The organism is Rhizobium giardinii bv. giardinii H152, assembly GCF_000379605.1.
Lineage (GTDB): Bacteria > Pseudomonadota > Alphaproteobacteria > Rhizobiales > Rhizobiaceae > Pararhizobium > Pararhizobium giardinii.
Genome location: NZ_KB902624.1, coordinates 78552 through 105112, shown reverse-complemented (window position 1 = coordinate 105112; position 26561 = coordinate 78552). Strand labels below are relative to the sequence as shown.

Annotated in this window: 19 protein-coding genes and 2 pseudogenes; 11 read left to right on the top strand and 10 right to left on the bottom strand. The window is 59.6% G+C overall.

From position 1 onward, the window contains the following. Window positions 1-81: 81 nt before the first annotated feature. From A3AY_RS0111380 to A3AY_RS0111370, 3 genes are all read right to left on the bottom strand, one after another. Window positions 82-1428 (bottom strand): SLC13 family permease, encoded by a 1347-nt coding sequence (locus A3AY_RS0111380; RefSeq protein ID WP_018325805.1) that lies wholly within the window; start codon window positions 1426-1428, stop codon window positions 82-84. Window positions 1429-1525: 97 nt separating this feature from the next. Next, on the bottom strand, window positions 1526-3040 hold the full coding sequence (locus A3AY_RS0111375) for a malonate--CoA ligase (protein WP_026203338.1): 1515 nt from the start codon (window positions 3038-3040) through the stop codon (window positions 1526-1528). Beyond that, on the bottom strand, window positions 3037-4461 hold the full coding sequence (locus A3AY_RS0111370; protein ID WP_018325803.1) for a malonyl-CoA decarboxylase: 1425 nt from the start codon (window positions 4459-4461) through the stop codon (window positions 3037-3039). The genes A3AY_RS0111375 and A3AY_RS0111370 overlap by 4 nt, the downstream gene beginning before the upstream one ends. Before the next feature lie 162 nt (window positions 4462-4623). On the opposite strand from A3AY_RS0111370, the gene A3AY_RS0111365 reads away from it, so the two are divergent. The 3 genes from A3AY_RS0111365 to A3AY_RS0111355 all read left to right on the top strand — a co-directional run bounded on the left by A3AY_RS0111365 (window position 4624) and on the right by A3AY_RS0111355 (window position 8618). Then, a complete protein-coding gene (locus tag A3AY_RS0111365; protein ID WP_018325802.1) occupies window positions 4624-5274 on the top strand; it encodes a GntR family transcriptional regulator in 651 nt (216 codons plus the stop codon). Window positions 5275-5810: 536 nt separating this feature from the next. Continuing rightward, window positions 5811-6284, top strand: a complete 474-nt coding sequence (locus A3AY_RS0111360) for a hypothetical protein (protein WP_018325801.1) — start codon at window positions 5811-5813, stop codon at window positions 6282-6284. Between the two features lie 444 nt (window positions 6285-6728). Then, entirely contained in the window at window positions 6729-8618 is a 1890-nt protein-coding gene (locus A3AY_RS0111355; RefSeq protein WP_018325800.1) for an adenylate/guanylate cyclase domain-containing protein, read from the top strand. A 257-nt stretch (window positions 8619-8875) separates the two neighbouring features. Here the strand turns inward: A3AY_RS0111355 and A3AY_RS0111350 are convergent, their stop codons facing one another. Next, window positions 8876-9661, bottom strand: coding sequence for a helix-turn-helix domain-containing protein (locus tag A3AY_RS0111350; protein ID WP_018325799.1), 786 nt, complete (start codon window positions 9659-9661; stop codon window positions 8876-8878). A 121-nt stretch (window positions 9662-9782) separates the two neighbouring features. Between A3AY_RS0111350 and A3AY_RS0111345 the strand changes: the two genes are divergently transcribed. From A3AY_RS0111345 to A3AY_RS0111320, 6 genes are all read left to right on the top strand, one after another. Then, on the top strand, window positions 9783-11363 hold the full coding sequence (locus tag A3AY_RS0111345; protein ID WP_018325798.1) for an ABC transporter substrate-binding protein: 1581 nt from the start codon (window positions 9783-9785) through the stop codon (window positions 11361-11363). Window positions 11364-11743: 380 nt separating this feature from the next. Then, window positions 11744-12877, top strand: a complete 1134-nt coding sequence (locus A3AY_RS0111340; RefSeq protein ID WP_026203337.1) for an aminomethyl transferase family protein — start codon at window positions 11744-11746, stop codon at window positions 12875-12877. A 10-nt stretch (window positions 12878-12887) separates the two neighbouring features. Beyond that, complete coding sequence (locus tag A3AY_RS0111335) at window positions 12888-13493, top strand: dimethylamine monooxygenase subunit DmmA family protein (RefSeq protein WP_018325796.1); 606 nt, start codon at window positions 12888-12890, stop codon at window positions 13491-13493. A gap of 14 nt (window positions 13494-13507) precedes the next feature. Beyond that, entirely contained in the window at window positions 13508-14455 is a 948-nt protein-coding gene (locus A3AY_RS0111330; RefSeq protein WP_210312571.1) for a PDR/VanB family oxidoreductase, read from the top strand. Window positions 14456-14473: 18 nt separating this feature from the next. After that, the gene (locus tag A3AY_RS0111325; protein WP_018325794.1) at window positions 14474-15514 is read left to right on the top strand and encodes a heme-dependent oxidative N-demethylase family protein; all 1041 of its coding nucleotides are present in this window, start codon (window positions 14474-14476) and stop codon (window positions 15512-15514) included. A 209-nt stretch (window positions 15515-15723) separates the two neighbouring features. Continuing rightward, complete coding sequence (locus tag A3AY_RS0111320; protein ID WP_018325793.1) at window positions 15724-17061, top strand: NAD(P)-binding domain-containing protein; 1338 nt, start codon at window positions 15724-15726, stop codon at window positions 17059-17061. Between the two features lie 116 nt (window positions 17062-17177). Here A3AY_RS0111320 and A3AY_RS0111315 read toward each other — a convergent pair whose 3' ends face one another. Next, window positions 17178-19547, bottom strand: a complete 2370-nt coding sequence (locus A3AY_RS0111315; protein WP_018325792.1) for a trimethylamine N-oxide demethylase — start codon at window positions 19545-19547, stop codon at window positions 17178-17180. Window positions 19548-19840: 293 nt separating this feature from the next. Here A3AY_RS0111315 and A3AY_RS0111310 point away from each other — a divergent pair, with 293 nt between their 5' ends. Next, window positions 19841-21628: a trimethylamine N-oxide permease gene (locus A3AY_RS0111310; protein ID WP_018325791.1), complete on the top strand. Its 1788-nt coding sequence runs from the start codon at window positions 19841-19843 to the stop codon at window positions 21626-21628. Between the two features lie 53 nt (window positions 21629-21681). On the opposite strand, the pseudogene A3AY_RS37735 reads toward A3AY_RS0111310, so the two are convergent. The 5 genes and pseudogenes from A3AY_RS37735 to A3AY_RS0111290 form a co-directional block, all read right to left on the bottom strand. Next, window positions 21682-21894: pseudogene (locus A3AY_RS37735) on the bottom strand (helix-turn-helix transcriptional regulator); the annotation flags it as partial. A 188-nt stretch (window positions 21895-22082) separates the two neighbouring features. Next, a complete protein-coding gene (locus A3AY_RS0111305) occupies window positions 22083-23534 on the bottom strand; it encodes a CYTH and CHAD domain-containing protein (protein WP_018325790.1) in 1452 nt (483 codons plus the stop codon). Window positions 23535-23682: 148 nt separating this feature from the next. Beyond that, window positions 23683-23940 (bottom strand): annotated as a pseudogene (locus A3AY_RS35070) (hypothetical protein); the annotation flags it as partial. Between the two features lie 402 nt (window positions 23941-24342). Further along, window positions 24343-24759, bottom strand: coding sequence for an HD domain-containing protein (locus A3AY_RS0111295; protein ID WP_018325788.1), 417 nt, complete (start codon window positions 24757-24759; stop codon window positions 24343-24345). 235 nt (window positions 24760-24994) lie between these two features. Next, window positions 24995-25441 (bottom strand): NUDIX domain-containing protein, encoded by a 447-nt coding sequence (locus tag A3AY_RS0111290; protein WP_026203335.1) that lies wholly within the window; start codon window positions 25439-25441, stop codon window positions 24995-24997. A 764-nt stretch (window positions 25442-26205) separates the two neighbouring features. On the opposite strand from A3AY_RS0111290, the gene A3AY_RS0111280 reads away from it, so the two are divergent. Then, entirely contained in the window at window positions 26206-26556 is a 351-nt protein-coding gene (locus A3AY_RS0111280; RefSeq protein WP_026203334.1) for a DUF1622 domain-containing protein, read from the top strand. The last annotated feature ends 5 nt before the right edge of the window (window positions 26557-26561 follow it).

Genomic DNA, 26561 nt, shown 5'->3' with positions numbered 1-26561 from the left:
CGGAAAAACCCAACAGCTCAGGCGAATCGCAAGCGTGTCAAAACAGTTCCTACACACTTCATTTGCAACGGCAGCCCGCCGTCAGATCAGACCAGGCACGACGAACACCAGCCAAGCAACGATCGGGCCGACGATGGCGATCAGGGCGCTGTAGATCAGCAACTGCCGTAGCACCTGCTCTCTCTTGTCATCCGGCGCATTGGCGACCACAAGTGCACCATTAGTGGAAAATGGGCTGGTATCAACGATCGTCGTCGAGATAGCGATTGCCGCTACCACACCGATGGCGCTGATGTGTCCTTGCAAGAGAAACGGCACAGCCAGAGGGATAATTGCACCGAGCAGCGCGGTCGAGGATGCGAATGCTGAAACGATAGCACCCGTAAAGCAGAGCAGGAGAGCGACCAGGAGCGGCATGCCGAGGCTGGATATACCGTTTGCTACATAGTCGACCGTACCAGCTTTCTCCATCACGCCGACATAGGTGATGATCCCTGCGATCAGCAGCACGGTCGACCAGCTGACCTTGTCGATTGCTGCCTTCTGGGTGGTCGGCGACAGCAGCGCGAGGGCGACAGCCACGGTCATGGCGACGAGACCAACGTTGAACTTGAAAATCAGGGCGCCGATGCCGAGCGCTGTCAAACCGATCAGGGTGGTAACTCTCTGGTTGTTCAGGCCCAACGCTTTTGCGGTGTCAGCCGCAGTGCCAAAGGCATGCTCTCTGATGGGCTTGGCAGGCGTACCGCCATGGCCTCTGATCGATGCCGAAACGCCTTCGGGATGCAGTTCAGGCAAGGGACCGGACGATGTCAATTGCTGTTTCATCGCGCGTGCGCCGCCAAAGACGAAAAACACCAGCACGGCGATCGCCAGGTTGAAGAAGAAGCTGGAGAGAAACAACGACGTTGGAGCGAAAGGCAGACCGGCCTTCGCAACGATCTGGTTGGTGATTCCACCATAGACGCTGATGGGCGAAAAACCGCCGGCCTGCGCACCATGTATCACCATCAGACCCATCATGACCGGGTGGATCCGGTACTGCACGGCAAAGCTCAACGCCACGGGTGCGAGGATGGCGACCGCAGCAGGGCCTAACGCCCCGAAACCGGTGATGACAGCGGCGACGAGGAACATGACCCACGGAATCAAGCCGATTCGCCCGCGAACGACGCGGACCGCGCCTTCCACGAGCCAGTCAATCGTGCCGTTGATCTGCGCGATGGCGAAGAGGTAGGTGACGGCAACAAGCGTCAAGAACAGATCACTCGGAAAGCCGGCAAAGATATCGCTGGTTTTCATCCCGAGGATCACGGAACCGAGGACGAATGCCCCGGCAAACGCCAATGCACCCATGTTGATTGGCTGAATCGTTGCGATGATGAACATAGCAACGAGCAGCCCAATGGACAGTAATTCGATACCCATGATTCCCCTCCCTCCGACGCCTCCAGCGCCGCAGTTGGTGTTTCCAAGATTGATGCGGGATGCCGACGCACTCTCCTCCCAGAGAGCGCGGTTGCCTCTACGGCCTGGCGTATAGATCGGCGTATTGCTGCCGCAGGATGTTTTTCTGAACCTTACCCATGGTGTTGCGCGGCAAGTCCTCTGTGAAGACAATACGCTTGGGTTGTTTGTAGCGCGCGAGACGATCCTGAAGGGCGCTGACTATGGCCTTTTCATCCAGGACGGCGCCGGGCTTGCGCACAACGACGGCCGTTACGCCTTCTCCGAAATCGGGATGCGGCACACCGATCACAGCGCTCTCAACCACACCCTCAATCCGGTCGATCTCGCCCTCGACCTCTTTCGGATAGATGTTGTATCCACCCGAAATCACCAGATCCTTTCCGCGACCGACGATGTGCACATAGCCGTCCCGGTCGATCTTGCCGAGGTCGCCGCTGATGAAGAAACCGTCGGCGGTGAATTCGGCCGCGGTCTTTTCCGGCATGCGCCAATAGCCCTTGAAGACGTTCGGTCCCTTGATCTCGATCATGCCGGTCTCTTCAGCCGGCAGCAGGAGCCCGGTTGCGGGATCGGTCACGCGCACTGTCACGCCCGGTAGCGGGAAACCCACAGTTCCGGCGAGCCGATTGCCGTCATAGGGGTTCGACGTATTCATGTTGGTCTCCGTCATGCCATAGCGTTCAAGGATCGCATGACCGGTGCGGGCCTGGAACTCGGCATGTGTTTCTGCAAGCAGTGGAGCCGAACCGGAAATGAAGAGGCGGATGTTGGCGACCGCCTCCCGGTCGAGGCGCGCGCTTTGCAGCAGCCGCACGTAAAATGTAGGAACGCCCATCAGCATCGTTGCCTGCGGCATCAGTGAAATCACCTCGTCGGCGTCGAATTTCGACAGAAGGAACATCGAGGCGCCAGCAAGCAGCGTGACATTCGTGGCGACGAACAGCCCATGCGTGTGAAATATCGGCAAGGCATGGATCAGTCGATCATCGGCGGTGACGCGCCAATAGTCGCGCAAGGTGAGGGCGTTCGAGAGCAGGTTCCCATGCGTGAGCATCGCCCCCTTGGAGCGTCCCGTCGTTCCTGACGTGTAGAGGATCGCAGCCAGATCATCGGCGGAGCGCGAGGCATCGACAAAGTCGGCCGGTTCATCGCGGGCAAGATCAAGCAACGAGCCGCTGCCATCAGCGTCGAGCGTTTCAACGATGGCGCCGCGAGGCTTGGCGATTTCCTCGACACCCCCTCGAGCGTTCGACGCGACAACCACCAGACGCGGCTCGGCATCGCCGATAAAGTAATCGAGTTCAGCCAGCGTATAGGCGGTGTTGAGCGGCAGGTAGACGGCGCCGCTTCGAAGACAGGCGAGATAGAGGATCAATGCCTCGGCACTTTTCTCGACTTGCACGGCTACTCGGTCTCCTGGGCGAACGCCGAGTGTGTCCATCGCGCCGGCAATGCGGCCAGAAAGTGCGAGCGCGTCATCGTATGTCAATGTACCCGTGCTATCAATTCGGATGAACGGTGCGTGCCCGGGCGCGGCGCTCCTTATGGCGTCGAAAAGATGGTTGCTCACTTTCGCCCTCCTCCAAGCGTTGAGTTCATTATTTGTGTGAATGGCCGGGAGCCTTGTCGGCCATTGCCACCGCGGTGGCTTTCATCGTTCTGGTTGAGCAAGTTCCTGACCGCCGGCGAGGCAATCACTTCACCCCGCTGCGCCAGAGCCTCGTGGTTGGCCACGATGTCGTCGAGCTTGTAAAGATAGTTGACCATCATGCCCTGTGCCTGCTGCAGGGCCTTTGTCGAGCGGTCGCCGAGAAAGTTCAGTCTTTCAAGTCGAGCGCCGTTGCCAAGATGGAAGCGGGCGACAGGATCGAGGGGACGGCCCTCCGGCGTCCGTTCGATCAGGAAATAACGCGCCGCAAGAGGCAGCAACACGCGCTCCACTTCGCTCGCAGCATGTTCGTTGTCGGGCCAGTTCGGATCGTCCAGCCACGTCAGCGTTTCGCGAATCGCTTCCGGCAGGAACTGATGGGTGGCCGAAGCGCGCACCTTGGCAAGCCAACGGGCAAAGCCTGGAACGGGCGAAAGCGTGACGAAATTCTTCAGGCCCGGCAGGTCTCTGCGCAGGTCATCCACGACCTGCTTGATCAGGAAATTGCCGAACGAGATTCCGCGCAAGCCATCCTGACAGTTGGAGATCGAATAGAAGACGGCCGTCGTCGCCTCGTCGGCAGTGATCTGCTGCCTGCCCTCGTCGAGTACATCTCCGATCGCGCTCGGCACGGAACGCGTGAGCGCCACCTCGACGAACACGAGCGGCTCGTCCGCCAGACGCGGGTGGAAAAAGGCAAAGCATCGGCGGTCGGCCGGCGCTAAACGACGGCGCAACTCCTCCCAGCCGGCTATCTCGTGCACAGCCTCGTACTTGATGATCTTTTCGAGGATGTAAGCAGGCGTCGACCAGTCGATGGGTCGCAGCGTAAGGAAGCCGCGATTAAACCAGGAACTGAATAGATGTGTAAAGTCGGCGTCAAGCGCGTGATATCCGTCGGATTGGTCTTTGGAAGAAAGAAGCTGTTGCCGCATCCGGACGAGTTTGGCAGTGCCGTTCGGCGCGTGATTTAGGCGGCGCAGGAGTTCCTGCCGACGCGGTTCCGCTGCCTGATGGAGAGCAATGATTGCCGCAGAGCCTTTGTCAGTGCGGTAATTTTCAATCGCCTTGTCGAGTAGGGTCGTATCGGCTCCGAACTTTTCATGAAGCATATGGAGAAATGTCTGAGCGCCGTCGCTTTCGAGCGCTCCCCAGCGATCGAGTATCTCGGCAGCAAGGGCCATGCCCGAAGCTTCGCCCCGGCTCGACAGCAGCATTTCACAAAGCGTCTGGAGATCGGCCTTGGCCGCGACCTGCGTGGCGCGCGAGCCGGAAAACAGAAGCTGGCGTCCGCGATCTGTGATGCTCTGAAGCATGTCGGTGAAGAAGGAAGCCTCAGACAATTGCTATTTCTCCTCTCTTCTAGCGGTCGGGCCGCGCAAACCGTTCGACGGCTGCTTCCCCTCGTCGGCTTTCGCCTGTAGTATGTAGAATGCCACTCTTCGTACACGAGGTCAATCTCTGTGTATACAAGATTAACAGTTATGCATTATGAAAGTGAAAGAATGTCCGAGAATGTCGGCCGATGGCTTCGGGATGAGATTGAAACCGCAATTCTTTCCAACGAGTTCTCTCCCGGTGAAAGGCTCGATGAAGTGGTGCTTGCCACGCGGTTCGGTGTCTCCCGCACCCCGGTGCGCGAGGCGCTTATGCAACTCGACGCGATCGGTCTCATCGAAATTCGCCCGCGGAGAGGTGCCGTCGTTATCGATCCCGGGCCGCACCGTGTCTATCAGATGTTCGAGGTCATGGCGGAACTAGAGGGCCTCGCCGGGTCGCTCGCCGCACGAAGGCTTGACGAGGCCTCTCGAGAAGCGATCGCGACCACCCACAGCCGGTGCGAGCAATCAGCCGGTGCCGGTGATAGCGACGCCTATTATTACGCGAACGAGGAGTTCCACAAGGCCATCTATTCGGCGAGCCGAAGCGATTTCCTTGAGGAGCAATGCGTGCAACTGCATCGACGCCTTCGGCCTTATCGACGCCTCCAGTTGCGCGTGCGCAACCGCCTGTCGACATCTTTTTCGGAACATTGCGCCATCGTTGATGCAATTTTTGCCGGCGACGGAGAGGAAGCCCGCCGACTGCTTCGGGACCACGTCGGCATTCAGGGTGAGCGGTTTAGCGACCTGGTCGCAAGTATGGCGGCCAGATGATTTCTGGAAAGGCTCTTGCGAAAGAGAACGCATGCCAAGGTGAGACGTCACCTCTATTGGGTTAGGCAACAGAAACCTCGTCAAAGGCGGCCGGCTAACACAGGTACATGACCCCAACGTGGGACATTTCACTACCTTTCTTCACCAGAGCGAGCCGGAACGGCGACAGCAGGCAAGCGCTTTTCCAGCTCAGATGCATAATGCTCGCCCAACGATGGATTCTCGTATGATCCATCGTGACACCGCGATCGCAGAGTATAGTTTAATGTTCGGTAGATTGGTGCACGGTGCTGGAGATGATCATCGTTACCACTGTCGCCGAAAGGCTTATATTATCCTACTCCACGACGAAGCATGTCGGAAATAGCGGAAGCTTATCATTGAAAGGAATGCAGCTATGCCCACCCAAAATACGAAATGGCACTGAGCATTCGAACGATGAATGACCGCCTTGAATCCCACAGATGGGCGCGCGCTAACACAATGCGCCAGGAGGTTCGATCTTGTCTGTTTCATGGGTGGAAGTGAACGACCGGATGCAGCAGGGCTACCGATATGCCTTGACAGCGCCCGTAGGGCAAAACTTCGACGCCGGCTTCACACCGGAGTTGACGCCGACCGAAATGCTGACGCTCGGAGTTTTTGGCGGCAAGTACATGACCGACTGCGCGGATGAATTTCCGGCCGAGTGGTTCGCCGAGGCCAGGTTTTCATCGGATCGCGATCCCGCATTGAACTTTTTCGGTGTCGATGCCAGCCAACCGCTGAGCGTGTGGCGAGCCAACGGCTGGATCCATCCGGACGATCCCCGCGGCTGGTTCCAATGGTACTGCCGCTACTTTCTTGGCCGTCGGTTAGCAGGCGAGGACAAACGCCAGATAGGACGGTGGAAGGCCATGCGGCGCCATCTGTCGCAGCTACGCCGCCACTGCGAGCCGCACAACTGGCGTTGCCGTCCACGACAGCGTCAGGCGCTCCTCCAGTGGGCGTATGACAGTCGATGCGTATGACCTCAAGCTCTTCCACCAGAGCGGCGCTGGGTCGTCCGTCACCCCATCCGCGTGCTGAAGGGTTGCACCCAATCACCAGGGCGTGCGGGCCGGCACCGCAGTCGTCAACGCCTTGAAAGGCCATTATGGCGTAGCGCATGCGGGCGAGTTCACGACGTCCATCGATCATGTCCGATGCTGCGAAGGCGGCTAGGATGTTCCAGTGGGACACCCGGCCATACTGGTCCCTGGGGATGCATTCGACGTCCCATCTTAACATTGCAAATGACTTGTGGGAGGCGCACGTACACTCGAACACACGTGGGCATTCCACACCGGGGGACTGCCCGGGGCGTTGCGTAGAAGTGTTGGATGGAACGCGGGTTCCCCTGAAGCGCTGTTGAGGACTGTCGTTTCATTTAAGTGCGACCAGTCCTATAATCCGGTGGGGGTGAGGCCGAACCAATGGACCGCAAGCTTTCCGCCATCCTCTCTGCTGATGTCGTGGGCTATTCCGCGCTGATGGAGCGCGACGAGGCTGGCACATTCGAGCGCCTTCGTGCCGGACACAAGGAACTGTTTGAGCCGGAGATTGCTCGGCATCACGGTCAGATTTTCAAGCTTATGGGGGACGGGATGCTCGCCGAATTTGGCAGCGTGGTGGACGCCGTGGAATGCGCCGTCTCGCTGCAGCGCGGGCTGGCGGAGCGGAATGCCGCCGTTTTCGAGGACCAACGGATCCGTGTCAGGATCGGGATCAATCTCGGCGAGGTGATCGTCGAGGGCGAGGACCGGTATGGCGAGGGCGTCAATGTCGCGGCCAGGCTTCAGCAGCTGGCAGATCCGGGCGGCATCTATGTTTCGGGAAAGGTCGCCAAAGAGGTTGAGAAGAAGCTGGCTTTCGGCTTCGAGCCGATGGGCGAGCAGAAGGTGAAGAATATCGCCGAACCGGTGCAGGCCTTCCGCGTCATCCATGAGGGACAAGCCCGACGCCAACCGGCGCGGTCATTGCCTCCGCGCTGGGTTTGGGCAGCAGCAGCCGTGTCCGTCCTTGTTCTGGTTTTGGTCGGGACGGCCTGGCAATTTTGGCCGACCGCGACCATAAGCGGAAAACCGTTGGTAGCAGTGCTGCCGTTCAACAACTATGGCGGCGACGCGGCGACCGGACGCCTCGCCGATGGCCTCACTGAGGACATAATCACCGATCTGGCGGGGTTCCCTGAATTCCATGTGATCGCCCGTAATTCGACTGAACAATACCGGGACAAACCAGCCCTGCCGAGTGAGGCAGGTAAGGCACTTGGCGCAGGATTTGTGGTCGAGGGTTCCATCCAGCGCCAGTCTGACCGCGTAAGAATTACGGCGCAGCTCATCGATGCCAAAACGGGCAAACATCTTTGGTCGCAGCGCTGGGACCGGCCGGACGAGGACTTGTTCGCAATCCAGATCGAAATTTCCGAGCAGATTTCGAACCGTCTCGGCGGCGGCGCAGGCTTGGTCCAGGAGGCGGGCCGCATCACCGCCCACCGAAAGCCGCCCGAGAATCTCAATGCCTACGAACTTTATCTGCTCGGCACCGAAAAACTCGAGCAAGTCAATCAGGCGGATGTCGAGGAGGCCGTCAGACTGCTCACCCGCGCGGTCGAACTGGACCCCGGCCTTGCCCGTGCCTGGGTAGAACTTAGCCATTCCCATGGCGTCTTGACCGGTTTTGGGGTTGAACCCGACAAGAACCGGGCTCTCTCTGCCGAGGCTGCCGAGCGCGCCGTCCGGCTCGACCCGAGCGATGCCGAGGCGCATGCTGTTTATGCTATGCTTTTAGGTGACAGGGGCGAATTCGAGCGCGCCAAGGCAGAGTTCGATACCGCACTGCGCCTCGCTCCCGGTCAGTTCGAAGTTCTGACCTTCTATATCGATTGGGCCTCGACTTTCGGCGAGCCTGAGCGCACCGCGGAACTGGTCGACAAGGCGGTCAGCCTCAACCCCGGTTTCCCGATGTGGAGTGCCAGGATTTTCACTCAGGCCTACTTCATGGCGGGCCGGTATGAGGATGCCCTGCGGATGCTGGACCGCTTGACGCCGGAAAACTATGGACGGAAACACTGGGTGATGCGTTCTGGCGCGCTTGCGGCTCTTGGCCGAAATGAAGAGGCGAAGGTCTCAGTAACGGACGCACTCAGGCGGTTTCCCAATATGACCGTCGAGGGATTTGTCAATATTCCCGCATTCAATGAAGTGGAGCGCCAGCGGTTGATCGCAACCATGCGGCTCGTCGGCTTTCCTGATTGCGCCAAGGCCGAAGAGCTCGCGAAGATCAAGAAGCCGCTGCGCCTGCCGGAGTGTGCTTCGCCGTAAAATGGCGGAGGTTTGAGCGCGAACGGTCGCCGTGGGATCGTAAATCGCGACAGAGGTGGATGCGCTGCTGCGGATAGTCTGAGGACTTCAGACGTTGCGATAAGCCCGTCTCCGATGGGGATAGGGCCCAGGCTTTCGACGGGGCACACCGACATGCGCTATGCTTTCCTTCTGTGGCGCTAATGAAGCACCCTTGCCAGACGGCCGACCACATCATTCCCAGAACTCACCGCAGGCCAAATCAGACAATCGAGGCCTCAATATTCTGTCGGAACCTCATATACCTCTGCAGATGGATCGCCGAGGAATGAGCGCACCGTCGGTGGTAACTGGCGCGACGATAGCGGGACAGGTCCACAGCGCGCAAGAAGTTCACGCAAGTCCGGCTCGGCGCCGACATGCCGCCAGATCATCCGCGAGGCATAGGGGAGGTTTTCCCTTCGCCAGGAAATTCCCATCGTCGTCCCACGTAGATAGACGCGCTGATACTCGTCGAATGGCAGGAGGATCGTCTGCGACAGCATGGCGTTCGGCCCGACGACTCGCTGCGTGATGAAGATCCGGTTCCGATAGAAGGCCGCCAAGCCCACATATTTCGAAAACTGCTGAATGCCGCTTCCGAGGTCTCGAAGCCGCTCCATCGATTTGGCCTGCACCAATCCACCCTGCTCGATAAGGCGGCTGCACGAACAGACAACCATCCCGGGCCAGGATGGCGAACGATAATAGGTCTGAAAATAGCCGATGTGACGCCTGAGCGCGGCTAGGTTTCCGGGAAACGCTTTGAGAAGCTCTGAACCTTCGTTGATACCGAGGTCGGGTTTGTGAAGTCGCTCGCGAAACTGCTTGGGAGCGAGGCCAAAGTCGGCTGCATCAAGATCGAAATAGTTGGCGATGCGAGCCAGATTATGGGCGGAAGGCCTCGTCTGGCCGTTGATGTATCGATTGAATTGTTGCCGGTTGATATCGATTGCACGGCACAGATGCGAAATTGAACGCTGCGTTGCGCAGGCGAATTTGAGGTTCTCGACCAAGTGAGGCATCCGTAACTCCGTCTTCTGGTGAAGTAGCGTAAACTCGCTTAAGGATGCGTCAAGTCGCGAAATTGCGTGAGCTGGCCCGGCCTCTACGTTCCCACTTACAAAATGAAAAGAGGGAACCGCCATGACGCATCAAAAGGATCAATCTTCGCAACCGAGAATCGGCCGCCGCCACTTCCTCGGCGGTGCCGTCGCGCTCGGCGCCTTGCCGGCCCTCGCCTCGGGCCTCCTGATGCCGCGTGACGCACGGGCGCAGGAAGCCAAGCGTGGCGGCCATCTGAAGCTTGGTCTCAAGGGCGGCGCCACCAGCGACGCGCTCGACCCGGCGACATACAGTGCCTCGGTACTGTTCGTCATTGGCCGCCTCTGGGGCGACACACTCATCGAATCCGATCCTAAGACTGGCGCACCCCTGCCCTCGCTGGCAACCTCCTGGACGCCGTCGACGGATGCTTCGATCTGGACCTTCAAGATCAGGAACGATGTACGGTTTCACGACGGCAGCAAGATGACCGTCGCCGATATCATCGCGACGCTGAAGCGGCACGCGGACAAAAACTCGCAGTCGGGCGCTCTTGGGCTCATGGCGTCAATTGCAGGCATTGAAGAAAAGGCGGGCGATCTCGTTCTGACGCTTTCCGAAGGCAATGCGGATCTGCCCCTCCTTTTGACCGACTATCACTTGATCATCCAGCCGAAGGGCGGCGTCGAAAAGCCGGCAGCAGCTGTCGGCACCGGTCCTTACATTCTGAAAAGCTTCGAACCCGGGGTCCGCGCCACATTCGAGAAAAACCCAAAGGATTGGCGCTCCGACCGCGGCTTTGTCGACAGCGTCGAAATACTCGTCATCAACGACAACACCGCCCGCGTTGCGGCGCTTGCCTCCGGCCAGGTCCATTTCGTCAACAGTATCGACCCGAAGACAGTTCCCATGCTGAAGCGGGCACCGACTGTGAGTATCATCCGGAATGCAGGCAAGGGCTTCTACTGCTTCCTGATGCATTGCGACACGGCGCCCTTCGACAACAGCGACCTTCGTCTCGCGTTGAAATATTCCATCGATCGCCAGTCGATCCTGGACAAGGTTCTCGCCGGCTATGGAACGATCGGCAACGACTATCCGGTCAACTCCAACTACCCCCTGGCGCCGACCGATATCGAGGAACGGCCGTATGATCCCGACAAGGCCGCCTTCTACTTTAAGAAATCGGGTCTCGACCGTCCAATTCTGTTGCGCACCTCCGACGCAGCCTTCCCGGGCGCCGTGGATGCGGCGATCCTGTTCCAGCAAAGCGCGCGCAAGGCCGGGATCACGATCGACGTGACGCGCGAACCGGAAGACGGCTACTGGACTAATGTTTGGAACAAGCAGCCCTTCTGCGCCTCCTTCTGGGGCGGTCGCCCGACACAGGATTCGCGCTATTCCACCTCCTATCTATCGACCGCCGAATGGAACGACACGCATTTCAAGCGCCCTGACTTCGACAAGTTGGTATTGCAGGCGCGGTCTGAGCTCGATGAAGCCAAGCGCAAGGTGCTTTATCGACAGCTCGCTCTGATGGTGCGAGACGATGGCGGTCTGATCCTGCCCGTCTTCAACGACAACATCATGGCCTCTTCAAAGACGCTGAAGGGCTATGTCGACGACATCGGCAACGATATGTCGAACGGCTACGTCGCGACGCGTGTCTGGCTGGACGCCTGATGCCCGAAGCCGGGCGAATAGGCTCTCATCTCTAAGGAAGCCGGGACCGCGGAAGCCTTTCGCAGTCCTGCCAACGCTTCAGGCAATTCGCAGGAAAACTCCGCTGCGGTTTTCCGTCCGGAATTGCATAAAACAACAAGATTGAACAATTCGGCCTCCCTGGGCACAGAACTGCTCGAAACGCGAGGCATCGGCCATGTCCAATCTGCCCCCCGGAACCGGTCTCACCGCTTGTTGCCATTGAAAAGCGCCCCACTTCGCCCATTCGCGAGACCGCATTTTCCCTTCAGAAATCCGCTTGCAGGGCTTGCCGTTCGGAAAAACGCGAATATACTCAGGAATAATTATTTCCACAGAGTGAAATATCGAGGGGACAAATCATGGCATTGAGCTGGCGTTTTTCCGCCCTAGCAGACCGGCATCGGGCGTTGGGGTCGAAGCTTGAGGACTGGAGCGGCATGGGAACCGCCTGGACCTACGAAAAGGATATCTACGAGGAGCACATTGCCGTGCGCACCAAGGCCGGCATCATGGATGTCTCCGGGCTGAAGAAGGTTCATCTCGTCGGCCCGCACGCGATCGCCGTGCTCGAATACATCACCACCCGCGACATGACCAAGATCTATCCGGGCAAGTCCGTCTATGCCTGCATGCTCAACGATCGCGGCCATTTCACCGACGACTGCATCGTCTACCGCACCGGCCCGAACTCCTGGATGCTGGTGCACGGCTCGGGATCGGGCTTCGAGGAAATCGTCAAGCAGGCCGCTGGCCGAAACTGCGCCGTCCTGTTCGATGACGACCTGCACGACCTGTCGCTGCAGGGTCCGCTTGCCGTCGACTATCTCGAAAAACACGTGCCCGGCATCCGCGACCTCAAATATTTCCATCACATGCAGACGACGCTGTTCGGCGCACCCGTGATGATCTCGCGCACCGGTTATACCGGCGAACGCGGTTATGAAATCTTCGTGCGCGGCCAGGATGCCGGCATGGTCTGGGACCGCATCGTCGACGAAGGCAAGGCAATGGGCATCATTCCCGTCTGCTTCAGCGTTCTCGACATGCTGCGCGTCGAAAGCTACCTGCTGTTCTATCCCTACGACAATTCTCAGATGTATCCATTTGCCAACGAGCAGCCCGGCGACAGCCTGTGGGAACTTGGGCTGGATTTCACCGTCAGCCCCGGCAAGACCGGCTTCCGCGGCGCCGAGGAACATGCCCGCCTGAAAGGCAAGGAGCGCTTCAAGATCTTCGGCCTGCTGGTCGATGCCGACGGTCCGACCGACCTTGGCGACGAGGTCTGGGCAGACGACAAAAAGGTCGGCGTCATCACCTGCCCGTCCTATTCCAAGCTCACCAACCGGTCGATGGCGATCATGCGGGTCGACGCGCCCTATGCCGTCCAGGGCGCCAAGCTCGAGGTGAAGGGCAAGACCGTCAACGCACCGGCGATCGCTCACACGATCACCTTCGACGATCCGGAAAAGAAGAAGCGAACGGCGCAGGGCTGAGGAGATCGGCATGCTCGTAGCAGGGATCAAAAGCAGACCGGAATACAAGGGGCTCGACGTCGATGCCCACGCCAAACGACACCTCTTCGTCCTCGAGGGCGAAGGAGCTCAGGCCCTGATCGATCAGGTCGGGGCCAAGGGCCGCGATTTCCTGGCGAAATCGGAAATCCTCTATCTGGCCGCGGCCGCCGCGCCCAAAGCCTATGATGTAGCACTTTCGGCGCTTTCGCCGGATGTCTTCTGGCATGCGCCGACACTCCAACCGCTTCTGTTTCGCCTGCGCGCCTGTCTCGATCTCGCCCGGATGGGAACCCGGCTCTACATCGCCGGCACCGAGGGCTTCATCGGCCAGATCATGCAGGTGGCGATGGAATACGGCATCGACTACCATTCGATCCACACCGAGCATCGCGGCTCGGCAGCGAGGCGCGTCCAGTGCGTGCACTGCAAGGGCATCACCGACAATGTGACGACGAGCCCCTTTGCCTGCACCCATTGCGGCCTGCCGCTTCTGGTGCGGGACCATTACTCCCGACGCCTCGGCGCCTTTCAGGGTGTCAATATCGATGCGGAAGAACCGGGTACCGCCCCGGCGCCTGAGGAGATGTTCCCGTGAGTTTGAATACGGATATGCCCGTCAGGGTCGCAGCGGTAACGCCGGTGACCGACCTTGTAAAACGCTTCCGCTTCGAGCGGATGGACGGCCATCCCATGCCGTTCTTCTCCGGCGGTGCCCATGTCGTCGTGTCGATGAACGACAACGGTATTCTGCGCCGGAATCCCTATTCGCTGATGTCCAATCCCGACGACAGCAGCGGCTTCGAAATAAGCGTGCTGAGGGTCCCCAACTCGCGCGGCGGCTCGATTTTCATGCATGAACAGGTCCGGCCCGGCGACCAACTGACCGTCAGCCAGCCGGTCAATCTCTTCGCCCCGGACCATCGCGGCCGCAAGCACATCCTGTTTGCCGGCGGCATCGGCATCACGCCGTTCATCGCCATGATGGAGCAGTTCAGCCGCGACAACATCGCGTTTGAACTGCATTACGCCATCCGATCGCGCTCGCACGGGGCCTATTGGCAACAGCTGCTCGAACGCTACGGCCCGCGCCGGATCAAGATCTACGTCGACGAGGAAAATACCTTCATTCCCGTCGCCGAGATCGCCGACAACCAGCCGCTCGGCACGCATCTCTACGTCTGCGGCCCGGCCGGCATGATCGACGGAGTTTTGCTAACGGCGTTAAGAGCCGGTTGGCCGAAGGAAAACCTCCATTCGGAGCGCTTCCTCGCGCCGCCCGCCGGCCTGCCTTTCCAGGTCTTCCTCGAGACGTCCAACATTCACATGACCGTCGGTGAGCATCAAAGCATCCTCGAGGCGGCCGAAGCCCATGGTTGCGACGCCCCCTACATGTGTCGCGGCGGCGCCTGCGGCCAATGCGAAACCGAAGTGCTCTCGTGCGACGGCACGCTGCAACACAACGATATCTACCTGTCGGACGAGGAAAGGGCGTCCGGCAAGAAAATCATGATCTGCGTATCGCGTTTCAAAGGCCAGAAACTCGTTCTTCAACTCTAGCACCGGAGAGCCGGAAAGATGACCATCACGTTCAGGAACGAGACGTTCCGCGACGACTTCACCTTCCGCAACAGCCTCTACAACATCAGGCGCTTTCCCTTCCCCTTCGACCGCGACGAGTACATGTATTCGGTCAACATGGAGCCGCATGTCCGGGGCAAAAAGGACAGCGTCTTTGAAAACCTGATCGATGTCGACGAGCACTACGTCGCCGAGATGCTCGACCGGGCGCTGGTGCTGAAGGAAGATCCTTTGCGCTGCCAGGCCCTGCCGCATATGATGGCGGCGCAATGGGATACGCTGGAACTCCTGATGGAGCATCAGGCGCAAGACTATTCCGAGCATTTCACGCTCACAAAGAACGGCGACCGCTGGCGCTGGATCAACCGGCCGATGGGGATCGACGACACCTTTACGTTCGGCGATCCTTCCACTCTGCCCTATCCGCCGATGGAATATATTACGCGTCAGGCGCAGGGCGACTTCTGCATCGTCGACCAGCGCGACAACAATCTCTGGATGGATGCCGGCATGGTCACCACGCAGGCCGACTGGTCGCTCGATTTCGACATCGGCATGAATTTCATGGAATGGCACGGTCCCGTGCCACTCGCCCACCAGATCGGCGTCTTCGACCGGGCGCTGAAATTTCTCTTGAACCTGCAACAAGGCAAGCCGACGCGGCGCCTGAACTGGACGATGACGGTCAATCCGCGCCTCGACACCAGCCCGGAAAATTACCACAAATGGGGGCCGGATCGCGCGACGGTGACGCCGGAGAATGTCGGCGAAAAGATGCATCTGCGCGTCGAACTGCAGAGCCTCTGGCGCCTGCCGCGCTCGAACGCCATCCTCTTCGTCATCCGCTGCTACCTCATCAGCTTCAACGAACTGGTGACCGTGCCGAAATGGGGCCGCCGCCTGCCGCGGGTATTGAAAAGCCTGCCGCCGGAGATCGTCGACTATAAGGGGCTGACGCGCAACCGGCCTATCATGCTGGACTGGCTGGAGAAATATGACGACGGCTCACCGACCAGCCCCGGCATTTTTCCAGATTGAAGTGCGAAAGCCCCTCCCCAACCCTCCCCGCAAGGGGAGGAGCGGCCACTCCCTCCTGCATCCTCGAAATTCTTTCAGGAAACAGCGTCGCTGGAATTTGATGGCAGGAGGTTCCAACGGGTTAAGCCTTCCCCCTTGTGGGGAGGGTTGGGAGAGTTCTTCTCCACCAAGATTGCAAATACGAAAAACTGAAGAGGGAACTGAAAAACATGACCAGAGTAGCCGTGATCGGCGCGGGGCCCTCGGGCCTTGCTCAATTGAGAGCCTTCCAGTCGGCAGCCCAGAAGGGCGCTGACATCCCCGAAGTGGTCTGCTTCGAAAAACAGGCTGACTGGGGCGGCCTGTGGAACTACACGTGGCGGACCGGCCTCGACGAATATGGCGAACCCGTCCACGGCAGCATGTACCGCTATCTCTGGTCTAATGGCCCAAAAGAGTGTTTGGAATTCGCCGACTATTCCTTCGAGGAGCATTTCGGCAAGCCGATCGCCTCCTATCCGCCCCGCGCAGTGCTGTGGGACTATATCAAGGGCCGCGTCGAAAAAGCCGATGTGCGCAAATGGGTCCGCTTCTCGACCCCGGTGCGTATGGTCCGCTTCGATGACGCCACGAAGAAGTTCACGGTCACGGCCCACGACCGCGTCGAAGACCGGATGTATGACGAGGAATTCGACTACGTCGTCGTCGCCTCCGGCCACTTCTCGACCCCCAACGTCCCCTATTTCGAGGGCGTGAAAACCTTCAACGGCCGCGTCATGCACGCGCACGACTTCCGCGACGCCCTGGAATTCAAGGACAAGGACGTGCTGATCGTCGGCCGGAGCTATTCGGCCGAAGACATCGGTTCGCAGTGCTGGAAATATGGCGCCAAGTCGGTAACCACCAGCTATCGCTCCAAGCCGATGGGCTTCAAGTGGCCGGAGCGCTTCGAAGAACGCCCGCTCTTGCAAAAGCTGGTCAACAAGACCGCCCATTTCGCCGACGGCTCGGCCAAGGAAGTCGATGCGCTGATCCTGTGCACTGGCTATCTGCACCACTTCCCGTTCCTGCCGGACGATCTGCGCCTGAAAACCGCCAACCGCCTCTGGTCCGACAGCCTCTACAAGGGCGTCGTCTACGAGACCAATCCGCAGCTGTCCTACATCGGCATGCAGGACCAGTTCTACACGTTCAACATGTTCGACGCGCAGGCCTGGTGGGCTCGCGACGTGATCATGGGGCGCATCGAACTGCCGGGACCGGAAGAAATGAAGGCGCATTTCAACAAATGGCGCGCTCGCGAGGAAAAACTGGAGAACGCCGAGCAGATGATCTGGTTCCAGGGCGACTATGTGCTGGAGCTTCTGGAAGACACAGACTACCCCAAGTTCGATGTCGAAGGCACCAACCAGACTTTCATGGAATGGGAACACCACAAGGCCGAAAACATCATGGGCTTCCGCGACCACGCCTATCGCTCGCTGATGACCGGCAACATGGCGCCGAAACACCATACGCCCTGGCTCGAAGCACTCGACGATACGCTCGAAGTCTATCTGAAGAATTGAGGAACGACGTGCTAAAACCGATACGCCGGCTTGGATCGTCAAGCCGGCGTATTTTATAAGGCTGACGAACCATTTTCGTTATAGGCGTTTTGGTGATTTGGGGTGACGTCCCTCCTTCACGAGCGCGGCTTCAGCTTTTCCGGATCGTAGTGGGCAAACGGCACGATTGTCGCCGGCAAACGCTTCTGCTGGCCATCGAGCTTGCCAATCTCGACTTCGGTACCAAGTGTCGAATGCAAGACATCCATCCGCGCCAGTGCGATTGTCTTCTTCAACAGCGGCGAGCGTGTCGAACTGGTGACGACACCCACCTGCGCCCGGCCGATATGCACCGTATCGCCATGACCGACTGCCTCATTGGCGTCTATATCGAGGCCGACGAGCTTGTAGCGCGGGTTTTCCTTGCGCTTGATCAGCGCCTCGCGGCCGATGAAATCCTCGGTCTTGGATTTCAACGGCACCGTGAAACCAATACCGGCTTCAAACGGGTCGGTCTGATCAGAGAAATCGTAGTGGGCAAAGACGAGGCCCGCCTCGATGCGCACCATATCAAGCGCTTCAAGCCCCATCGGCTTCAACCCATATTTCTGCCCAGCTTCCCAGACCGCGTCGAACACGGCGAGCGCATCCTTTGGATGACAGAAGATTTCGTAGCCGAGTTCGCCGGTATAGCCGGTGCGTGAGACAATGACCGGCGCGCCTTCGAAATGGCCGATCCGGCCGACGGCGAAGCGGAACCATTCGAGTTCGCCGATCGATGGCTGCGAGGGCGCGCTCCAGATGATCTCCTTGATGATATCCCGGCTCTTCGGTCCCTGGACGGCCAGATTGTGCATCTGGTCCGTCGAGGACCGAACCCAGGCCTTGAAGCCCTTCTTCTCGGCCTGTTCGCGCAGCCAGAGACCACTGACGTCGTCCCCACCGATCCAGCGGAAATTGTTCTCAGCCAGCCGGAAGACCGTGCCATCGTCGATCATGCCGCCATTTTCGTAGCACATGGCCGTATAGACCACCTGCCCCGGCGACAGCTTGCGGATGTCGCGGGTGACGCAATATTGCAGCAGCGCCTCGGCATCCGGCCCGGTCACCTCGAATTTCCGAAGCGGCGACAGGTCCATCACCACCGCGTTCTCGCGGCAGGCCCAGTATTCCTCGATCGGCCCCTCGTTGTTGAAGCGGTTCGGCAGCCAATAGCCGCGATATTCCGCATGGTTGCGGGTCAGCGCCGAAAAGCGCGGATGAAAGGCTGTTTCCTGGGTCATTTCGGGCTCTGCATCAGGGGTCATTCGGATGGCGATTGCGCGCGAGAATTTCTCTTTGTCTGAATAGGTGCGGACATGGATATCCGTCGGATCCCAGCCATTCGCAGCGTCGATGTCATCCGGGCAGGACGACGAGACGCAGACGAGATCGGTCAGCGCCCGCATCAGCACGTAATCGCCCGGCCGTGACCATGGCTCGTCGAGATAGAGCTGGTTCTGGTGGTCGATGTTGGTGTTGTAGAAATAATTGAGCGCCTCCCAGCCCTTGCGCGGAGCAATGCCATAGGGACTGAGCGCATGGTTGAAATTGTCGGTGCAATTGACATGGCCAGGGTAGCCCATGTCGTCGTAATAGCGCGAATTGCACGCCGTCGCGAAAGCATCATGACGCCCGACCGTATCCTGCACGATCTCCACCAGAGGCTCGAAATCGCGATCGAACGCCTTGGAAGGCAGCCCCGGCGTCGGATAGCTGCGTCCCAGCAGCGTGCGCGTCACCGTCGCGTCCAGCGCCAGATCAAGCCCCTTGTCCACTTTGCGGGCGGAAAAAGCCTGAAAGTCCGTGCATTGCCGGCCGCTGACGTCAATAATCTGGATGAATTCGCCCGCTCTTACGAAATAGGCCGAGGCCGTAGCAGCACGGACGCGCAAATCCTGCACCGGATCGGCCATCGGCTCGGGCAGCAGTTCCTCATAACTTCGTTCAACATTGGCGCGTGCGACGCGCAGTTCAAGAGCTGTCGCTGTATTCTGCAGTTCCGCATCCATCGCCGGCGCTGGTGCCGAGACAATCAGCAGCCCGTCGAGCATGATCGTCAATTCTGCCGAGGCGCCCGGCGACGAGCTTTGACCGAAAAGCACGAGCGCCTGCGCTCCGGCAGGATCGACATTGCGCCGTTTCAATGCGCTCAACGTCCGCTTGGCGCTGTCGCCGTCTCTGGCAAAAATATCCTGAAGGCCAGCTGCCGGCCGCGAAAAACCAACCCCGAGACCGACCGCGTTGAACCGGCCCTTTCCATCGACAAAGCTGACCTCGCAGAGCTGACCGCCTTCGACATCGTTGACGGTAATGCGGTCACCGGCAGCCACCTTGACGACCGTCGTGCCTCGCCCCTTGACGCGGTACCGCTCGACGCCGGCGGGCAGCGCCGGAATACCCGGCCTTAAAATCCTGCTAGGCCGCGGCGGCATGAGCGCGCCTGCAAATCGTCCGGAATTGGTCATCTCAGCTCCCACCCGATGGCACGGTCGTTTCGGCAGTCTTAAAGCGCCGCTTTATGCACCGGCAATATGGCCAAACTATCCTACGGGAGACCTTGGAAAGTAAAGAGAGACTTGACCCAGAGGAAAAAAAATTCACTATGAGGATAAGCTTGGGTCGAAAAAACAAGACGGGAACCGGGTGGGGACACTGCGGAATGCAGGCTCCGCCCAACGGCAAAGACCGAAGCGAAAACCATCAATTCAGGGGACGCGCGACATACGCGCTAAGACAAAACTGGTCGAGGAGACTGTTCATGGCATCTATTGTTGAGACCGAGGGATCAGCCGCTGCCTCGGGCACCGGGCTGATTCGCGCGCTGGATTGGAAAGGAGCATTCTGGGTCGCCGCCGGCGTCCCCCCGCTCGTGCTTTTCTCCATCGGCGGCATAGCCGGCACGACGGGCAAGCTCGCCTTCGTCGTCTGGATCATTTCAATGGTGATGGGGTTCCTGCAATCCTTCACCTATGCCGAAATTGCCGGGATGTTCGGCAACAAGTCCGGCGGCGCGTCGATCTACGGGGCAACGGCCTGGCTGCGCTATTCGAAATTCATCGCCCCCCTGTCGGTCTGGTGCAACTGGTTTGCCTGGTCGCCGGTGCTGTCGCTCGGTTGCGCCATCGCCGCAGGGTACATTCTGAATGCCCTGTTCCCGATCCCCGGCGCCGATTCGCCCGCCGTTATGGAATGGATCAACGCCAACATGGCAACGCTGACGGCTGAGAGCCCGCGCGTCGCGGAATGGCTCGCTGCCAATGCAGGCAAGACCCCGCAGGACGCCATCGCGGCCCTGCTGTCCGCCGACGCCGGCACTGCGCTGACGCCTGCGATCCGCAGCTGGTCGCTCGTCACCTTCGACATTCCGTTGCTCGCAACGGCAAATCTCAACGCCACTTTCGTGATCGGCGCCATACTGATGCTGATTATCTTCGCGATCCAACATCGCGGTATCGAAGGCACGGCAAGCGTCCAGAAATGGCTCGCCATCATCGTCCTCCTGCCTTTGCTGGTCATCGGCCTCTACCCAATCTTCTCCGGACAGATCGACAGTGCCAACATCACCGGCCTGATCCCCCCGACGGCGGCTTATTCCGGCCTCGATGGTGTCTGGAGCAATGGCGGCTGGACGCTGTTCCTCGGCGGTCTCTATATCGCGGCATGGTCGACCTACGGCTTCGAGACGGCCGTCTGCTACACCCGTGAACTGAAGAACCCGAAGACGGATACCTTCAAGGCGATCTTCTATTCCGGTCTCCTGTGCTGCCTGTTCTTCTTCCTCATACCCTTCACGTTCCAGGGCGTTCTCGGCCATGCGGGCATGCTCGCACCCGGCATCGTCGATGGTACAGGCGTAGCCGAAGCGCTCGGCAACCTCGTTCATGGGGGCAAGATCGTCACGCAGATCCTCGTCATCCTGATGATCATGGCGCTGTTCCTCGCGATCATGACGGCGATGGCCGGTTCGTCGCGGACCCTTTATCAGGGCGCAAAGGACGGCTGGCTGCCGAAATATCTCGACCACGTCAACGAACACGGCGCGCCCACCCGCGCCATGTGGACCGATTTCGCCTTCAATCTCATCCTGCTTGCCATCGCATCCGACGTGGCCGGCTATTTCTTCGTGCTCGCCGTCTCCAATGTCGGCTACATCATCTTCAACTTCCTCAACCTCAATGCCGCCTGGATCCACCGCATGGATTCAGGGCATGTAGCGCGCCCGTGGAAGGCACCGACCTGGCTGATCGGCGTCAACACCGTTCTCGCCTTCGTTAATGCGCTCTTCCTCGGCGCGGGCGCCAAGGTCTGGGGTTATTCCAACGCGCTCTGGGTCGGCTTCATCTTTGCCGCGCTCATCCTGCCGGTCTTTGCTTATCGCCACTATGTGCGTGATGGCGGCAAGTTCCCGGCAGGCGCGATGGAAGACTTAGGGCTCGTCGGCCAGGACTTGGGCGTCAGGAAAGCGGGCATCCTGCCCTACGCAGCACTGGCTGCCGGTCTGGCTGTGGTCCTGGCGGCAAACGCCTACTTCCAGCTTCCAGCCTGATCGACCAGAGCAAACAGCCAGAGGCCGCGCATCAAAAGGTGCGCGGCCCTTTTTTATGATGTCTCAGGCCAGTCGGCGTAGCCCGAGGACAGCACGCTGTTTTCCGACCCTGCCGAAGCGCCAGCGATTTCACGATAGCCGGCCGGCGAAAGCCCGGTCCTGCGCTTGATAACATGGCTGAAATAGGTCGGGTCGCGAAAACCGAGACCGTCGGAGATTTCATAAATATTGCGGGCCCAACGCTCCAGCCTGAGCTTCGCCTCCTGCTGTCAACGCGGCAGGATTATCCCGCCGCTTCCTGATCCATGCATGTACCGCTCGCTGTGAACACTTAATTGGTGCCCAAAGGTATGCAATCCGATTGCCGGCGGGGAGGTGACGGTCTTCTAGACGCCGTTCCAATCGAAGCGATGTGGGATCCTGTGAGCCAGAGCGAACCGCTTGCATATGACCGTCAGCGCCAGAAGCGCCGGATATCGACGAACGATCCGTGCGCCTCTTCGGCAGCCTTAAGCAGCTTTTCCTTGTCGGCCGCGCTGAATAGGTCTTCCGCCCCCGCCACGTCCGAGAGGTCGAGTTGCGACAGCATTGCGGGCGCGGTCGCGAGATCATTGAGGCTGCCAAGGTGATCCTGCAGACCCTCCAACGCCACGAGGAAGCGTTTGGAACGTTTGATTTCCTTCTTGCTCTGATAAAGTGGCCCGAAAAACTCCGCGGCATACCGCAGTTTCTTGGCGATGATCCGCAGTTCGTGGCGGGCCTCGTCATCGAGATCGGCCAGATTGCGGCCACCCTTCGCCACTTTCTTCCAAAGTCTGTCGAGAACACCGGCGGCAAAATCTCTGGCGGGCTGCAGCCGCAAGGCTTCACCATTTTGGTCGCTGCGCCAGTCGCGGATCGAAATCCATTCGGCCAGATCAATCATCAGTGCGCGAGCCCGCGCCGAGGACAGCGAGGCCTCGACAGCGCCGTAGGCCCCGTCGCGAGCTTGTTGAAGGCGGCTGGACAGGTCGTCGTTGGTGGCGCGGTCGATCATCACGTCGATGTTGCGCGCATTGCCGAGGTCCGAGGCGAGCCACCGCAATTCGCCGCGCAGGTGGTCGAACCGGCTGTCGGCGAACAGCGATCGGCAGATCGAGAAAAGCGACCGCAATCGGCGCAGCGACACACGCGCCTGATGCAAAGCATCGGCGTTGCGGGACCATGACAAGGCCAATTCGTTGAGACGAAACTGTCTGAGACACGCTGCAGCGATGTGCGCGAAAACTGTGGCGGCGTTCATGTCGGTGCTCAGCGGAATCGCGCTCGCCTTCACGGCGCCGGCCGCTGCGCCCAGCAGACGATAACCCCGTTCCGCTTTGCTGAGAACGCCGACGTGCGCTGGCGCAATCCGATCGACCTTTCGAGCCAGCGCAAACAGCGCCGCCGGTGATCCCGCCCTCCTTTCGAGCTCGATCTCGCACAGCAGTGCCTCACGATCGGCTGCAACGACCTTTCCGACATCCAGAGCGACCTCGATCGTCGCCTCGCCTTCGATTACATTCCAACGATGTCGTTTGACATGAATCTCAAACATGGGCGCCAATCTTCGGTCGGTCTCGCCGAGCAGATCTCGGATCTGCGGATCGTCGAGAACCGGTATGTCGTCCGCGACCGGTCGCTCCCACTCGTCGCGCGTGAACGATCCAGCCGCAACACCATCGCCGACTTTGACGGTCTGAACCCGTTCGTTGCCCGACTGCCGGATTCGCAGCGACAGGCCGCGCTTGGAGAGATCCGCTCCGGCGGTATCGAAATAAATGGACTTCTGCTGCATGACGGTGGGCGCCGCATCGAACGGATTCTTCTTCAGCAGCGCTGTTGCTGCTGCCTGGGAGAGCTCGAGCTTCAGTTCGGTTTCTTGCATGGCTTTGTGGATCCTCCCCTTATCAAAGGAATTCCCGCGGGCCTGTCATGAAACCCTCATAACCGACCCGCGCTTGAGGTTCATGCCGGCAGATCCTCCCCGGACTGTGCCTTTGCCGTCGTCTTAACGTGGCGATCGAAGGGCCCAGTTGCGTCGGATCATCGTCGTGCCGATCGTCATCGGAGCGGACCGTGTCCAAGCGATGCTTGATCGCCAATGCGTAGATGGTGCTGAGAATATTGTGGTCCTTAAGGCCGGGGTCGCTCAGCGCCAGCAGCGAGGCGCGGACGCTTTTCTTGCTGGATGCCTTGGGACAGCGTTTCCGCACGAAGTCATACAATTGCCCGTCGCGGTGGCCCTCTGTCGCGCCATCGACCAATGCTTCGTACACACGTTTTTCACCCATTTTTGTCCTGCAGGATTCTGTCAATCGCCGGCAACTATTCGTCATGAAACTGTCACAAACAAGATGTCTCGACGGAATGGCCCTCGGCTGCTGCGGCAACCGCACGCTGTGATGGAGCAGACCAGGCCGAAGCCGATTTTCTTGCCACAGGGGTTGTGAAACGAAGCCGCATGCAACGATTTTCGGGACGGGCGAGTGACATTGCTGCTCATGCTTGTTCTCGCGATCGGTTTTCTCCAACTCCACTGTCGCGATAGGCGCCTCGCTTCCTCCAACCCGCCAGCATGACGCCCGCGGCTATCATTCGGCCCCTCTTGCGAAAGCTCATTTCGCCTTCGTGCCGCGGCAAACTTGCGTAGCCTGTGAACTCACCGCGACCACCCGCGTGCTTAAACGTGGTGGTCACATGTTCTGAAGCTGTTCCAGGCCGTTCAGGTACTTCGACGCGTCCAGCCCCGCCTGCTCGGCCTGAACGCGGTTATCCTCAAGGTCGGCCAGCTTCACCGGCCGTGCCAGCGGGTTCGACGCGGCTCGCCGTACGAACGCGTCGTCGGCTTCCCCAACCCTCTTGGTCAATGCTTCGACGGCGGCGATCACCGACGGGGAGAAGCCTTCCTGTTTCAGGCGATCGAGCGTCCAGCCCGATCCCTTTTCCGGAACGTCGTGGAGAAATGCGATGATCCGCTCTTCATCGCCAACCACGAGATCCGCGACACGCCGGCAGTGGTCGAAGTATGGATTCCCGAGCTTGTCCTGCTGCCCTTTATGGGCTTCTGCCGCGATCTGAATGGCGCGCTGGAGATGTTGCTCGGTCTGCATGACTGTCACTGTCGGTCTACGTCTTGGGTTCGCACTGCCCGCAAGAGCAACGGTCCAAGGCTCGTTACGTTGCACTCGATGGATAACGCGCGCCGATTCGAGAAGTTGCATCGAACGGGACAGATGTTTGACTGTCAGGGTGCAAGTCGATCGGCGCGCCGGCCGGCAAGCGATCACTTCGGCAAAGACAACCAAACCGCCACGGCGGTCTTGTCTGGCCAGGGAGTGGGGCGACTTAAATTAAATTGTAAATAATCTGCCCAAGCGAGGTCTGGCCAACCTCCTGGCTACCGACGTCGATCGGCACCCATTTGATCTTTCGACGGTCCTTCTTGACATGCACGAGGTGAACGGCAACTCGATATCGCAACAGGGTTCTATCCTTGGTGTAGACAAACGACCCGACGACCCGTTCCATTGCCGTGCCGATGATGCCGGCTTCTTCGAAAGCCTCCCTCTCTGCCGCCTGCCGAGACGTCTCGCCGGGCTCGACGTGTCCCTTCGGAATGCCCCATCGGCCGTTGCGAAGACTGCCGATCAAAGGCACCTCGACCTTTTCCCGGCCGCCTGCCTTGCGGAGACAGATGGCTCCAGCCTGCTCGATCAACGGCGCTGAACGCTCGGCATGAGCGAACCCAGCCTCATCTTCGCGGATTTCGATCCTCATCGCGGTTTGTGTCATGATGCGACCGTCCCCCTCCAGATCGGCTACCAATCTGGCACGTGAGATTACCCTTGTTTGTGACGGTTCGATGGCGCCTCGCCGCTCAGTGAAAAGCGCCGCCAACAGGCGACGGGACCCCTCGGTGTCGCCGCCCTTGCCCGCAGCGCTGCGTTGCGAACACCCGTCTGTTTCCGCCACGCAAGGGGCGGCGCGGCTCTAGCGGGCTTTGCCCGCCTGCCCATGGCCTGGTACGCCCTAAGGTGCCCGGGGCAACACCTGGTCGGTTGAGCATGCAGGGACACTCCGTCGCTTGGGAGATTGTCGTGCTTTCGCCAAAACCGAGGGAAAACCGTGTCCCTGGAGTCGATCGACGAGAAGTCGCTTGCGATAATGGGACGGTTGCTTCTCGGCGAATGTGCTCGCCGCGGCATCAAACCCAAAAGCATTGATCTTGCACTCTGCCAACTGCGTGCGTTTCGCACCGGCTGGATCGAAGAGTGCGAACTCGCTGTGCTATTGCGGAATCTGACTGACTGAATACGATGGCAAAGCGTCCAGCAAGCCAACTGCCGATGTTCGTGCCGAAGCGGAACCGCCACTGCGGAGCCGTGCGCCAGCTCGATTTGGTCAGCAGCAATCTTGCGGGCCTTACGGATGTCGGAAGCAGAGTCACTTACAGGGTCTGTGGCAACATATTCAGCCGCGCCAACTTTTCGATGGATTATTTCCCTCAGTCGTCGGCTGTGTCGGCGTCGGATGGCGGAAAGCCGGAGCTGATGACAATGAACCAGGTAGATACCGTCCTGCAGGGAACGGCCACGGCGCTGGAAGTGGCTGGCGTCGGGGTTATCGTCGTTGGCGCGCTCTTTGCGCTCGTCAGTTCTCTCGTCAGGCTGCGCAAGGGAGAGTCGGACGCCTATTACCACTTCCGCCGGCGTCTGGGACGGGCGATACTGCTCGGCCTCGAGCTTCTTGTCGCCGCTGACATCGTCGGCACGGTCGCTGTGGAACCGACGCTGGAGAATGTCCTGGTCCTCGCTTTCATAGTCTTGATCAGAACCTTTCTCAGCGTTTCACTCACTGTCGAGATCGAGGGCCGTTGGCCGTGGCAGGGCAGCGAGAAGGAAGGATGAAAGGG

Bases quoted from the DNA above. Each gene is read 5' to 3' on its own strand.
- A3AY_RS0111330 (WP_210312571.1), top strand. From the start codon at position 13,508: ATGCCCGTCAGGGTCGCAGCGGTAACGCCGGTGACCGACCTTGTAAAA.
- A3AY_RS0111305 (WP_018325790.1), bottom strand. From the start codon at position 23,534: ATGCAAGAAACCGAACTGAAGCTCGAGCTCTCCCAGGCAGCAGCAACA.
- A3AY_RS0111280 (WP_026203334.1), top strand. From the start codon at position 26,206: ATGAACCAGGTAGATACCGTCCTGCAGGGAACGGCCACGGCGCTGGAA.
- A3AY_RS0111290 (WP_026203335.1), bottom strand. From the start codon at position 25,441: ATGACACAAACCGCGATGAGGATCGAAATCCGCGAAGATGAGGCTGGG.
- A3AY_RS0111365 (WP_018325802.1), top strand. From the start codon at position 4,624: ATGTCCGAGAATGTCGGCCGATGGCTTCGGGATGAGATTGAAACCGCA.
- A3AY_RS0111340 (WP_026203337.1), top strand. From the start codon at position 11,744: ATGGCATTGAGCTGGCGTTTTTCCGCCCTAGCAGACCGGCATCGGGCG.
- A3AY_RS0111360 (WP_018325801.1), top strand. From the start codon at position 5,811: ATGCAGCAGGGCTACCGATATGCCTTGACAGCGCCCGTAGGGCAAAAC.
- A3AY_RS0111315 (WP_018325792.1), bottom strand. From the start codon at position 19,547: ATGACCAATTCCGGACGATTTGCAGGCGCGCTCATGCCGCCGCGGCCT.
- A3AY_RS0111320 (WP_018325793.1), top strand. From the start codon at position 15,724: ATGACCAGAGTAGCCGTGATCGGCGCGGGGCCCTCGGGCCTTGCTCAA.
- A3AY_RS0111325 (WP_018325794.1), top strand. From the start codon at position 14,474: ATGACCATCACGTTCAGGAACGAGACGTTCCGCGACGACTTCACCTTC.
- A3AY_RS0111355 (WP_018325800.1), top strand. From the start codon at position 6,729: ATGGACCGCAAGCTTTCCGCCATCCTCTCTGCTGATGTCGTGGGCTAT.
- A3AY_RS0111295 (WP_018325788.1), bottom strand. From the start codon at position 24,759: ATGCAGACCGAGCAACATCTCCAGCGCGCCATTCAGATCGCGGCAGAA.
- A3AY_RS0111350 (WP_018325799.1), bottom strand. From the start codon at position 9,661: ATGCCTCACTTGGTCGAGAACCTCAAATTCGCCTGCGCAACGCAGCGT.
- A3AY_RS0111335 (WP_018325796.1), top strand. From the start codon at position 12,888: ATGCTCGTAGCAGGGATCAAAAGCAGACCGGAATACAAGGGGCTCGAC.
- A3AY_RS0111310 (WP_018325791.1), top strand. From the start codon at position 19,841: ATGGCATCTATTGTTGAGACCGAGGGATCAGCCGCTGCCTCGGGCACC.
- A3AY_RS0111380 (WP_018325805.1), bottom strand. From the start codon at position 1,428: ATGGGTATCGAATTACTGTCCATTGGGCTGCTCGTTGCTATGTTCATC.
- A3AY_RS0111345 (WP_018325798.1), top strand. From the start codon at position 9,783: ATGACGCATCAAAAGGATCAATCTTCGCAACCGAGAATCGGCCGCCGC.